At 68.7% G+C, this 12,426-nt stretch carries 7 protein-coding genes and 1 pseudogene; 5 read left to right on the top strand and 3 right to left on the bottom strand.

Going from position 1 to position 12,426, the window contains the following annotated elements; all coding sequences use genetic code 11:
* Positions 1-33 precede the first annotated feature (33 nt).
* Complete coding sequence (locus tag AB8P05_RS18195) at positions 34-4,137, top strand: molybdopterin cofactor-binding domain-containing protein (RefSeq protein WP_472759661.1); 4,104 nt, start codon at positions 34-36, stop codon at positions 4,135-4,137.
* A 49-nt stretch (positions 4,138-4,186) separates the two neighbouring features.
* On the opposite strand, the gene AB8P05_RS18190 is transcribed toward AB8P05_RS18195, so the two are convergent.
* The 3 genes and pseudogenes from AB8P05_RS18190 to AB8P05_RS18180 form a co-directional block, all read right to left on the bottom strand.
* A complete protein-coding gene (locus AB8P05_RS18190) occupies positions 4,187-5,098 on the bottom strand; it encodes a LysR family transcriptional regulator (protein WP_472759660.1) in 912 nt (303 codons plus the stop codon).
* A gap of 142 nt (positions 5,099-5,240) precedes the next feature.
* Positions 5,241-6,224, bottom strand: a pseudogene (locus AB8P05_RS18185) (pyridoxamine 5'-phosphate oxidase family protein); the annotation flags it as partial.
* Between the two features lie 48 nt (positions 6,225-6,272).
* On the bottom strand, positions 6,273-6,884 hold the full coding sequence (locus AB8P05_RS18180; RefSeq protein WP_472759659.1) for a glutathione S-transferase family protein: 612 nt from the start codon (positions 6,882-6,884) through the stop codon (positions 6,273-6,275).
* 381 nt (positions 6,885-7,265) lie between these two features.
* On the opposite strand from AB8P05_RS18180, the gene AB8P05_RS18175 reads away from it, so the two are divergent.
* The 4 genes from AB8P05_RS18175 (at position 7,266) to AB8P05_RS18160 (ending at position 12,424) form a co-directional block, all read left to right on the top strand.
* The gene (locus tag AB8P05_RS18175) at positions 7,266-8,975 is read left to right on the top strand and encodes an FAD-dependent oxidoreductase (RefSeq protein ID WP_472759658.1); all 1,710 of its coding nucleotides are present in this window, start codon (positions 7,266-7,268) and stop codon (positions 8,973-8,975) included.
* A gap of 121 nt (positions 8,976-9,096) precedes the next feature.
* Positions 9,097-9,273 (top strand): small membrane protein YohP, encoded by a 177-nt coding sequence (locus AB8P05_RS18170; RefSeq protein WP_472759657.1) that lies wholly within the window; start codon positions 9,097-9,099, stop codon positions 9,271-9,273.
* 453 nt (positions 9,274-9,726) lie between these two features.
* A complete protein-coding gene (locus AB8P05_RS18165; RefSeq protein WP_472759656.1) occupies positions 9,727-11,946 on the top strand; it encodes an ATP-binding protein in 2,220 nt (739 codons plus the stop codon).
* A 4-nt stretch (positions 11,947-11,950) separates the two neighbouring features.
* Positions 11,951-12,424 (top strand): response regulator, encoded by a 474-nt coding sequence (locus AB8P05_RS18160; protein ID WP_452007569.1) that lies wholly within the window; start codon positions 11,951-11,953, stop codon positions 12,422-12,424.
* Positions 12,425-12,426 lie beyond the last annotated feature (2 nt).

Below are 12,426 nucleotides of genomic sequence, written 5' to 3'. Positions count from 1 at the left end.
GATGCGGGACCTATCGCACCGGACGGACGCTTTATGGAAAAGACCATCGCGCTGCGGGTGAATGGCCGCGCCGTTTCGGTGACGGCGATGGCCGACACGCCGCTGCTCTACATCCTGCGCAACGATCTGGCCCTGAACGGGCCGAAATACGGCTGCGGACTCGGCGAATGCGGGGCCTGCACCGTCATCCTCGACGGCGTCGCCGCGCGGTCCTGCGTCATCCCGCTGGCCGGGGCGGAGGGGCGCGAGGTGGTGACGCTGGAAGGGCTGGGCAGCAGCAGCGCCCCGCACCCGGTCCAGCAGGCCTTCATCGACGAGCAGGCGGCCCAGTGCGGCTATTGCATGAACGGCATGATCATGACCGCCAAGGCGCTGCTCGACCGCAACCCGACCCCGACCATGGACGAGGTGCGCCGCGCCCTGTCCGGCAATCTGTGCCGCTGCGGCACCCATGTCGAAATCCTGCGCGCCGTCATGCGGGCTGCGCGGCTTCTCTCCTCCCCGGAGCACATCATGACGACCGATCCGACGCTTGGCCCGACGCCCGACCCGCAGTCCCGGCCGACGCCGACCCGTGCGGAGCTGATGGCGGCGACCGGCGTCCTGCTGATCGTTGACGAGATCCTGCCGCCCTCCGGCCCGGTCGCCAAGGGGGCGACCGCCACGCCGAAGCCGCCGGAAATGGCGCTGTTCCTGGCGGTGCGCGACGACGGACAGGTCTTCGCCTTCAACGGCCATGTCGATCTCGGGACCGGCATCCAGACCGCGCTGACCCAGATCGTCGCGGAGGAGTTGGACCTGCGCATGGACCAGCTGCGCATGGTGCTGGGCGACACCGGCCGTACGCCCAACCAGGGCGCCACCATCGCCAGCGCCACCATCCAGATTTCCGCCGTCCCCCTGCGCAACGCCGCGGCGGAGGCGCGCCGCTACCTGCTGGACCGCGCCGCCGTCCTGTTCGGCGTGCCGGTGGGCGAATTGCGCGTGGAAGAGGGCGTGGTGATCGCCCCGGAAAACGGTGAAATCGGCAACCGCCGCGTCTCCTACGGCGAGCTTGTGCGGGGCGAACGGGTGGAGCTGCGCATCAGCGGCAACGCCCCGCTGAAGGCGCGCGAGCAGTACAGGCTGGTCGGCAAGGGCGCGCCGCGCGTCGACATTCCGGCCAAGGCGACCGGCGAATTCTCGTACGTTCATGACCTGCGGCTGCCGGGGATGCTGCATGGCCGGGTGGTCCGCCCGCCCTATGCCGGCCTCGACAGCGGCGAATTCGTCGGCAACAGCCTGGAGAGCATCGACGAAAGCTCCATCGCCCACATCCCCGGAATCATCAAGGTGGTGGTGGTGCGCGACTTCGTCGGCGTGGTGGCGGAGCGCGAGGAACAGGCGATCAAGGCGGCGCGCGAGCTGAAGACCAGCTGGAGGCCCTGGACGCGCAAGCTGCCCGACCTGTCGAACCTCGCCCAGGCCCTGCGCGAGAATCCCAGCACGCCGCGCAAGGTGCTGGACAAGGGCGACGTAGATGCCGCGCTCGCCGCCGCCGACCAGCGGATGACGCGCACCTATGTCTGGCCCTACCAGATGCACGGTTCCATCGGGCCGTCCTGCGCGGTGGCCGACTGCAAGGCGGACCGCGCGACCGTCTGGTCCGGCACCCAGAACCCGCATCTGCTGCGCGCCGACCTCGCCTGGCTGCTGGAATGGCCGGAGGAGCGGATCGACGTGGTGCGGATGGAGGCCGCCGGCTGCTATGGCCGCAACTGCGCCGACGACGTGGCGGCGGATGCGCTGCTGCTGTCGCAGGCGGTCGGCCGGCCGGTGCGCGTCCAGCTGACCCGTGAGCAGGAGCATCTGTGGGAGCCGAAGGGCACCGCCCAGTTGATGGAGGTCGATGGCGGGATCGACGCCGACGGCGGCATCGTCGCCTACGACTTCGCCACCAGCTATCCGTCGAACGGCGCGCCGACGCTGGCGCTGCTGCTGACCGGGCGGGTCGATCCGGTGGCCGCCGTGTTCGAGATGGGCGACCGCACCTCAATCCCGCCCTATGATTACGAGAACATGCGGGTGGTCATCAACGACATGGCCCCCATCGTCCGCGCCTCCTGGATGCGCGGGGTGTCGGCGATGCCCAACAGCTTCGCCCATGACAGCTACATCGACGAGCTGGCCTTCGCCGCGGGAGTCGATCCGGTGGAGTTCCGCCTGCGCCACCTGCGCGACGACGAACGCGCCGCCGACCTGATCCGTGCCGTCGCCGGCCGCGCCGGCTGGCAGCCGCGCACCGCCCCGCAGCAGACCCCGCCGGAGGGCGACGTGCTGCGCGGCCGCGGCTTCGCCTATGCCCGCTACATCCACAGCAAGTTCCCCGGCTTCGGCGCCGCCTGGGCCGCCTGGGTGGCGGACGTGGCGGTGGACCGCAAGACCGGCGAGATCGCGGTGACCCGCGTGGTGGTCGGCCATGACGCCGGGCAGATGATCAACCCCGACGGCGTGCGTCACCAGATCCACGGCAACGTCATCCAGTCGACCAGCCGCGTGCTGAAGGAACAGGTGGAGTTCGAGGACTCGGTGGTCGCCGCTAAGGAATGGGGCGGCTACCCGATCATGACCTTCCCCGAGGTGCCGGACATCGACGTGCTGATGATGCCGCGGGAGACTGAACCGCCGCTGGGATCGGGCGAATCCGCCTCCGTCCCCAGTGCCGCGGCCATCGCCAACGCCATCTTCGACGCCACCGGCATCCGCTTCCGCGAGTTGCCGATCACCGCGGAGCGGGTGCGCGAGGCGCTGAACGGCCCGTCCGAACCGGTCCCGCCTGCCCCGCCGGAAGCGGTGAAGCCGCGCAAGCGCGGCTGGAAGGCGTGGCTCGGCGCCTCGCTGACCGGCTTATGCGGGGTGATGATCGGCATGGCGAGCAGCGCCCTGCCCTTCCGCGCCGAAATCGCCCCGGTGTCGCCACCGTCGGCCGGGCTGTGGTCGTCGGCCACCATCGAGCGCGGGCGGCAGCTGGCCGCACTCGGCGACTGCGCGGTCTGCCACACGGTGGAGAATGGCGCCACCAATGCCGGCGGCCGGCCGTTCGAGACGCCGTTCGGCACCGTCTACAGCACCAACATCACGCCGGATCCGGACAGCGGGATCGGGCGCTGGTCCTTCGCCGCCTTCGACCGGGCGATGCGCGAGGGGATCAGCCGCGACGGCCGGCATCTCTACCCGGCCTTCCCCTACACCGCCTTCCGCAACATGACCGACGACGACATGCAGGCGCTCTATGCCTACATGATGACGCAGCCCCCTGTGCGCAGCGAGACGCAGGCCAACACCATGCGCTTCCCCTTCAACCTGCGCCCGATGATGGCGGGCTGGAACACGCTGTTCCTCAACCGCGAGACCTACAAGCCGGACCCGCAGCGCAGCGCCGAGTGGAACCGCGGCAACTATCTGGTCAACGGCCTCGGCCACTGCGCCGCCTGCCACAGCCCGCGCAATGCGCTGGGAGCGGAGAAGTTGGGCGACGCCTTCCTGGCCGGCGGCACCGTGGATGGCTGGGAAGCGCCGGCCCTGACCGCGCTGTCCAAGGCGCCGAAGCCCTGGACGGAGGACGACCTGTTCACCTACCTGCGCACCGGCTTCTCCCAGCGCCATGGCGTCGCCGCCGGCCCGATGGCCGCGGTGGTGCACGAGCTGTCCACCGTGCCGGAGACGGACGTGCGGGCGATAGCGGTCTATCTCGCCTCGCTGGGTGGCGATGCGGGCCGCGATGCCGTGGAAACGCCCGCGGCCGCTCCGGCTCCCGTCAACTCCGCCAATGGAGAGCGCATCTTCATCGGTGCCTGCCAAGCCTGTCACAGCGACGGCAACGGGCCGACGCTGTTCGGCGTCAGCCCGTCGATGGCGGTGAACAGCAACGTCCACAGCGACAGCCCCGACAACCTCGCCCGCGTCATCCTGCACGGCATCCAGAACCCCGCGACCCGCGACCTCGGCTATATGCCGGCCTTCCGCGACAGCCTGTCCGACAAACAGGTGGCGGACCTGATGGCATATCTGCGCGGCCGCTTCGCGGCGGACAAGCCGGCCTGGACGGATCTGGCCAACGCGGTGGCGAAGGCGCGGGCCAATCCGGGAACGCACTGACCGGGGGCGAGGGGCGGCAAAGCGATGGGCCGGGGTTCCACGGGATGCTTCAGTCGGCACCCGATGGACCCTGGTTCAGCAGGCGGTTCTCCCGCAGGCGCGTCACCGCCAGATCGACGAACGCCCTCACCTTCGCGGGGGCATGGCGCCCCTCGGGATGCAGGACATGGATGGGCAGCGGCGGCTCCTCATGGTCGCTGAGGACGATCCGCAACTCACCCGCGTCCAGCGCCGGACCGATCTGGTAATGCAGAACCCGCGTCAGGCCCCACCCCGCCTTGGCGGTGGCGATCACCGCTTCGGCGGTGTTGCATCGCAGGACAGGGTCGACCGTCACCCGCCGATCCCCCGCGAACCGCCATTCCGGCGACGCCCAGGCGCTTGTCGAGGCTGCGATCCGATGGCTTCTCAGGTCGGTCGGCGTGGTCGGGACACCATGGCGCTCGAAATAGGCGGGCGAGCCGCAGATCACATGCCGGACCATCCCCACCTTGATGGCGGTGAAGCCGGAATCCGGCAGATGGCCGATGCGCACCGCGACGTCGATGCCCTCTTCGACGATGTTGACGGGCCGATCGATGAAGAGCGTCCGGGCCCGCATGGTGGGATAGAGGTCCAGGAACTCGGTGACGATGGGCAGCACATGCATCCGGCCGAACAATACCGACGCCGTGACGGACAGCGTTCCGCTGGGATTGGCATAGGAGCCGCCCGCCGCCGCTTCCGCCTCGGCAATGTCCGCGAGGATCCGGCGGCAATCCTCGAAATAGCGGACGCCCGCTTCGGTCATCTTGACCGACCGCGTCGTGCGGACGAATAGCCGGGCGCCGATCACCTCCTCCAGCGCGGCGACGGCACGCGTCACGGCGGGCGCGCTCAGGTTCATGAGGCGGGCGGTTTCGGCAAAGCTCCCGGTTTCGGCCACCTTCGCGAAAACCCGCATCGCCTGCCAACGGTCCATGCGCCCTCTCCCCTCCGCTGCGATCAAAGGCGCTTTACAAGTGCCTTCGGATTCCCTGCACCGGCAGCGACGGGATTGGCAAGCGGTCTCGTGCCCCGCTTCAGGGGGCGAGCCGGATGCGGCTCTCCCCGTCCGGCTCCGGTTCGGCCGCCTGCAGACGGGCCGCCGCTTGGGTCCAGTCGCCGGTCGCCAGCGACGCGGGGGACCAGCCGTCTTGCCGGAACGACCAGCGCAGGGCCAGCGCGCCGGGCCGGCGCAGGATGCGGCGCGGCCGGAAGGTCCACAGCCGCTCGGCGCCCTGGAAGGCGGCGATCTCCGGCGAGTCCAGGATCACTTCGGCATCGCCGGTCATCTGCAGCAGGTCGCCGGTCCCGTAATCGACGAAGACCAGCCCGGCCCTGCCGTTGAGGACGATGTTCCCGAGGGTGGAGAAGAACAGGTTGCCGTTGAAGTCGGGAACCGTGAGGGTTCCGTCGTCGGCGACGCGGACGAAGCCCGCCTTGCCGCCGCGGTGGGACACATCGACCTGCCGGCGCTCTGCAAGGTCGGCGTAGGTCGCGACGAAGAAGGCGTCCGCCGCCCCGATCATGGCGCGCGCCTGCGGGTCGAGTTGGGAAAGCTCCTCCACCGTGCCGGCGTACGGCTCCGCCGGATCCCGTGCGAAGTCGAAATCCCGCAGTTGGATGTAGCGGGGGCAGTTTCCGAAGCTCTGGTCGACATCGACCCGGAACCCCGCCCCGCCGAGCGTGACGACCCCGTTCATGCGGTTGCGCCGGCGGGTGTGCATCTCGATCCCCAGCAGGCCGACGGCATCGCCCTCCCGGATGCCTTCGCCCGCCGGGTCGCCGGGATCCGCATGGGCGGCGATGTCGAGCACCGTCGGCGAAGGCGAGGACATGAAGCCCGGCCGGCCGGCGATGAGCGTGGCCCACGGGTCGCCCGCGGGATCGACGCTGCCCAGCACGATGAAGGGGAGCTGGGCAAAGAAGTCGCGGTGCTGGTCGGGCATGTGGTCGCGGATCACCCGCTGGCCGACGACCGCCATCCGCTCGGCCACGCCCAGCTTCTCCTGGATGAACGTCTCGCCCTCGTGCCAAGCCGGCAGCGTCGTCAGTGTTGCGGTCATCGTCGGTGTCCCATGCTGGAGGGGAATGCGGAGATCAGGCCGCAGGAATCAGGCCGCGAGGCCGGCCGGCGTCCGGGCGAAGGGAACGAAGCCCGGAAGCGCCTCGATACGGCGGAGGAAATCGCCGACGGACGGATAGCCCGAGAGGTCGACATTGCCTTCCGGCGCCCGGGCGACGTAGCTGTAGATCGCGACGTCGGCGATGGTCGGATGATCGCCGACCAGCCAGTCCTGCCCGCTCAACCGGCTTTCGAGCCGGGCGAGCAGGGTATGGGCCCGGCCGATGACCTCCTCGGCGTTGAACTTCGCCCCGAACACCGTGACCAGCCGGGCGGCCGCCGGTCCATAGGCCAGCTCGCCGGCCGCGACGGAAAGCCAGCGCTGGACGGCGGCTGCGCCGACCGGATCCTCCGGCAGCCAGTCGCCGCGCCCCGCCTTCTTGGCGAGATAGACGAGGATCGCGTTCAGATCCGCGATGACGACGCCGTCGTCCTCCAGGACCGGAACCTGGCCGAAGGGGTTCAGCTTCAGGAATTCCGGGCTCTTGTGCGCGCCGGCCATCAGGTCGACCTCGACCAGTTCATGGGGCAGGCCGAGAAGCGAGACGAACAGATGCGCGCGATGCGCATGGCCCGACAGGGGGTGATGGTAGAGTTTCATTTGCGGGTCCTGCGATGTGTCGGACGGGGCCACTCCCGTTCCGCATCGCCAGACTGCGGCATCCGCCCCATCGCGGGAATGGCCGGTCTCGACACTTCATTATTGCACCGGATGAAATGATGCTCCGGCCTCCGGCCATTGTCGGCATGCCGGGATGCGTGCCGCCACCCGGATGCATGCGACGTCGCATCGGCATGCGCTTGCCCGGTCCCCGGTATCCATGGCCGTGGCACTTCGGCGTGCCGACACCAGACCCCCGTATAGTGTGCGGGGGCCGCTGCAAACCATAGAGTTTGTCAGTCCATGGTCGGCGTCGTGGCTCAGCGACGCGGCCATTGCCAAGGCCGCCCACCATCCCTCCATTCCGCCGCCGAGGATGTCATGAGCCTGATCGATACCCGCAAGCACCAGATGCTGCCGACGCTGAATGCCGGCCAGCTTGAAACCGTCCGCCGTTTCGCAGGGTCGAACTCGCGGCGCTTCGGCCCCGGCGAAGCGGTGTTCGGCGTCGGCGACCGCCGCCCTCCGACCTGGTTCGTTCTGCAGGGCGGGATCGAGGTGATGCATCGCAACGGGCTTGGGCATCAAGGCGTAATCGCGATGATCGGACCCGGCCAGTTCACCGGTGAGATCAGCCAGCTCGGCGGCCGTCCGTCGCTGGCGATGGGGACGGCAGGGTCAGATGGATGCGAGGCTCTTCCCTGCGATGCCGCCGATCTGCGTGCGCTCCTGGTCGGCTCGGCGGAGATCGGCGAAATCGTTCTCCGCGCCCTGATCCTGCGGCGGGTCGGCCTGCTGGAGACGGCGGATGCCGGCTCGGTGCTGGTCGGGCGCCACGATGCTCCGGAAACGGTCGAACTTCAGAACTTCCTGCTCCGAAACGGGCACCCCTGCTCCGTCCTTGATCCCGGACAGGATGTGGAAGCGCGGGAGTTGCTGGAGCGGGCGGCGATCCCCGACGACGAGATGCCGCTGATGATCTGCCCCGACGGCATGATCCTGCGCCGGCCGAGTAACGCCCAAGCCGGCGCCGCGCTTGGCCTGACACCCGTTCTCGATCCGGACAAGGTTTATGACGTCGCCGTGGTCGGCGCCGGGCCCGCCGGCCTTGCCGGCGCGGTCTATGCCGCCTCGGAAGGCTTGTCCGTGCTGGTGCTCGACGGCCGTGCCATCGGCGGACAGGCCGGCGCCTCGGCGCGGATCGAGAATTATCTGGGGTTCCCGACCGGCATCTCCGGTCAGGCGCTGGCCGGCAGGGCCTTCAACCAAGCGCAGAAGTTCGGCGCGGAGATCGCGATCCCGGTCCAGGCGGGCCCGGTCGAGCAGGTCCAAGGCGGCCCGTTCCGGATCCGCATCGATGGTGCCGCCGCCAGCGAAACCGCCGCCGTCACGGCCGTTCAGGCCCGGACGGTGGTGATCGCGTCGGGAGCCCGATACCGGCGGCCGGACATTCCGGACCTGGAGGCGTTCAAGGGCGCCGGCCTGTCCTATTGGGCGTCCCCCATCGAGGCGAAGCTGTGCCGCGGGCAGGAGGTCGTGCTGCTGGGGGGCGGCAACTCCGCCGGTCAGGCGGTGGTCTTCCTCGCTCCGTTCGTTGAGAAGCTCCATCTCGTCGTCCGAGGCGGCGGTCTGGAGGCGTCGATGTCTCGCTATCTGATTGACCGGATCATGGCCCTGCCGAATGTCGAGCTGCATACCGGAAGCGAGATCGTCAAGTTGGATGGCGATGCCTCTGCCGGACTGTCCGGCGTCACGCTCCGCAACCGGTCCACGGGCACGGAGCGCCATCTGTCCGCGCGCCATCTGTTCCTGTTCATCGGCGCGGATCCGAACACCGCATGGCTGGAAGGAGGCGTCGCGTTGGATGCGAAGGGGTTCATATTGACCGGTCCTGCCGCAGCCGCGCCGACGGCCGATGGTTCCCAGCGCCTTCCGCTGGAGACGAGCCGCCCCGGCCTGTTTGCCATCGGGGATGTCCGGGCAGGCTCGACGAAGCGGGTGGCCGCCGCGGTGGGAGAAGGCGCCGCCGTCGTCGCGCAGATCCACAGCTTCCTGTCGGAAATCAGGGCGGCCGAGACGATGAAGCGATAGACGGCCCATCCCATCCGGCTCCCGCCGCGGCCGGCCATCCGTTACCGCGGGAGATATCGCAACGGGACGTATCGCAACGGGACTTGGGTTGCCGCCGCACGCCTCCCGCGGGAACCTAAGCGTGGCTTTCGGGTTGATCCAAGCATGGGCGCGGCGTCACCGCAAGCCGGCGGGACCGCGCATCGAACGCAGCCATACAGGGACCGAAACCATGCTCAAGATTCTCGGCTGGGCCATCCTGATCATCTTCATCATCGGCCTGCTGGTCGTCACCGGCATCCTGAAGCTGATCTTCTGACCGCCGCCGCCTGGACGGCGTTCCGGTACGGCAGGCCCGGTGATCTTACGCCGTCCAATCCCCTTGCGCTCCCTTTTCCCACGTGCCGTGCGGCACATTGGCGGTACCCGCACTTAGAAGCTGACCCGTAAGATAGAAAGGCATATGATCTTCGGTGTATGATTAAAGCGCTGATCGGACAAAATACTGGGAACCGGCCGTAAACTTGCCTTATGATAATGAATGTATAGGCTCTGAAGAATATCCTGCCGTCCTGTCCGCAGCTGTGGGACATGCGCGGCTGGAGGCGGGTTTTGCATTGTGGACTTTCCGGATTGTCGTCGTACTCTCGACGAAAGTCCGGCGGGCCCTGTCGGCAAGGGCTTGAAGCAGCGGGCCTGCCGGGTATGGGATCGAGACGAGCAAAGGACGATCGTGACGCCTGCAACCGGACCGGAATCGTGGCCGCAGACCATGGCGGGCACGCTTGATCTCGACGCCTGCGCGCGCGAACCGATTCATATCCCCGGCAGCATCCAGCCGCACGGCCACCTCCTGGCGCTGGACCCCGACGGCCTGCGGCTGGTCCGGGCGAGCGCGGAGGCCGGGGCGGTGCTCAACCGTTCCCTGGAGGAGGCGTTCGGCCAGCCGATCGACCGGCTGATCGACGCCGACGGCATGGCGTCGCTCGTCCGCGGGCTGCGCGCCGCCCCGGCCGAGCCGGTGCAGCTCGACATCCTGCACCTGCGCGGCGGCAGCGACCATCAGGCCATCGCCCACCGGTCCGGCGGGCTGGTGATCCTGGAGCTTGAGGATCTCGAAGACACCGGCGTCGGCACGCTGGAGGCGCTCTATCCGCAGATGCGCGAAGGCATCAGGCGGATGCAGGCGTCCCACGATTTCGAGGCGCTGCTGACCCGCACGGCGGAGGAGGTGCGGTCGCTGACCGGCTTCGACCGCGTCCTGATCTATAAGTTCGACGAGCAGTGGAACGGCACCGTCATCGCCGAGGACGGCAACGGACGCCTGCCCTCCTACCGTGGCCTGCGCTTTCCCGCGTCGGACGTTCCGGAACAGGCGCGCCGCCTCTATGCGCTGAACCGCCTGCGGCTGATCGCCGACGCCCGTTACCGGCCGGTCCCCATCCTGGCGGCCGAGGGGGCGGCCGGGCCGCTCGACCTCAGCTTCTCCGTGCTGCGCAGCGTGTCGCCCGTCCATCTGGAATACATGCGCAACATGGGCACGCCGGCCTCTATGTCGATCTCCGTCATGGAGGGCGAACGGCTGTGGGGCCTGATCTCCTGCCACCATGCCGAACCGAGGCAGGTGTCCTTCGCCGTCCGCACCGCCTGCGACCTGCTGGGGCAGGTGCTGTCCAGCCAGATGATCGCGCTGGAGCGGGCGGAGGATGCCGACCACCGCATCCGCTCCAAGAGCATCCAGGCCCGGCTGCTCGCCCATATGGCCGCGGCGGAACGCTTCGTCGATGGGCTGGCGGAGGACCCGGAGGATCTGCTGGCGCTGGTGAATGCCGACGGCGCCGCCATCCTGTTCGACGGCGACTGCCGCCTGATCGGCCACACCCCGCCGCAGGAGGTGGCCGAGGCCATCGGCGCGGAACTGGCCGGACAGGGCATCAAGGACCTGTTCGCCAGCCACCAGCTGCCGGTGGAGATGCAGGTCGCCGCCGGGATGGAGGCCAGCGCCAGCGGGCTGCTGGCGATCTCCATCTCCCAGCTGCATCCCAGCTACGTCCTGTGGTTCCGGCCGGAAATCGTGCGCTCCATCGAATGGGCCGGCGATCCCAAGAAGCCCGTGGACGACAGCGGCAGGCTTTCGCCGCGCAATTCCTTCGAGACCTGGAAGGAGACGGTGCGCGGCCAGTCCCTGCCCTGGCGCCATGGCGAGGTCGAGGCGGCCGGCGACTTCCGCAACGCCATCGTCAGCATCGTGCTGCGCAAGGCCGAGGAGATGGCCGCGCTGAACGAGGAGCTTCGCCGCAGCAACGGCGAGCTTGCCGCCTTCTCCTATTCGGTCTCGCACGATCTGCGGGCCCCCTTCCGCCACGTCACCAGCTACGCCGAGCTTCTGCGCTCCCGTGCCGCCGACAAGCTGAACGACCGGGAACGCCATTACCTGGACAGCATCATCGAGGCGGCGAGTTCGGCCGGGACGCTGGTCGACGGGCTTCTGCATTTCTCGCAGCTCGGCCGTGCCACGCTGGCGAGGGTGGAGGTCGATGTCGCCCGGCTGGTGGAGGAGGTCCGCAACCTGCTGGAGCCCGACCTGCGGGGCCGCAACGTCCATTGGACCGTGCACCCGCTGCCCAGCGTCACCGGCGATCCCACCATGCTGCGCCTTGTGGTGCAGAATCTGCTGTCCAACGCCATCAAATACTCCCGCGACCGTGCCGACCCGGAAATCGAGATCGGCTGCCGCAGCACGCCCGAGGCGCACGAGTTCTATGTGCGCGACAATGGCCGTGGATTCGACATGGCCTATGCCGGTAAGCTCTTCGGCGTCTTCCAGCGCCTGCACCGCGAGGAGGAGTTCGAAGGCATCGGCATCGGCCTCGCCAATGTCCGCCGCATCGTGGAACGCCACGGCGGCCGGGTGTGGGCGGAAGGCAGGCTCGACCACGGTGCGACCTTCCATTTCTCCCTGCCGCGGCCCGCAACCGCCGAATCGAGGTAGCCCAATGGCCACGCTGAAACCGATCCTGCTGGTCGAGGACAACCCGAAAGACCTGGAGCTGACGCTGGAAGCCTTCGAGGAGGCGCAGCTCGCCAACGACATCGTCGTCGCCCGCGACGGGGCGGAAGCGCTGTCCTACCTGTTCCACGAGGATGGGCAGGCGGTGTCCAAGCCGACCGACCCGAAATACCCGGCGGTCATCATCCTCGACATCAAGCTGCCGAAGGTGGACGGGATCGAGGTGCTGCAGCGGATCAAGGCCAACGACAGCACCCGCGCCATCCCGGTTGTCATGCTGACATCCTCCAAGGAGGAGCAGGATCTGGTCCGCAGCTACCGGCTGGGGGTGAACGCCTTCGTCGTCAAGCCGGTCGGTTTCAAGGAGTTCTTCGACGCCATCCGCGACATCGGCAGCTTCTGGGCGATCCTGAACGAGCCGCCGCCCGGCTGCCATCCCCGCCGGCCGCGCGGCACCTGATG

The sequence above is a fragment of the Azospirillum sp. VT-I1 genome, assembly GCF_055698305.1.
The sequence above is the reverse complement of the archived record's forward strand: the minus strand, read 5'-3'. Positions and strand labels throughout refer to the sequence as shown.

What these genes read in the sequence shown, in the direction of transcription:
- AB8P05_RS18195 (WP_472759661.1), top strand. Translation starts at nt 34, where the DNA reads ATGGAAAAGACCATCGCGCTGCGGGTGAATGGCCGCGCCGTTTCGGTG.
- AB8P05_RS18190 (WP_472759660.1), bottom strand. Translation starts at nt 5,098, where the DNA reads ATGGACCGTTGGCAGGCGATGCGGGTTTTCGCGAAGGTGGCCGAAACC.
- AB8P05_RS18180 (WP_472759659.1), bottom strand. Translation starts at nt 6,884, where the DNA reads ATGAAACTCTACCATCACCCCCTGTCGGGCCATGCGCATCGCGCGCAT.
- AB8P05_RS18175 (WP_472759658.1), top strand. Translation starts at nt 7,266, where the DNA reads ATGAGCCTGATCGATACCCGCAAGCACCAGATGCTGCCGACGCTGAAT.
- AB8P05_RS18165 (WP_472759656.1), top strand. Translation starts at nt 9,727, where the DNA reads ATGGCGGGCACGCTTGATCTCGACGCCTGCGCGCGCGAACCGATTCAT.
- AB8P05_RS18160 (WP_452007569.1), top strand. Translation starts at nt 11,951, where the DNA reads ATGGCCACGCTGAAACCGATCCTGCTGGTCGAGGACAACCCGAAAGAC.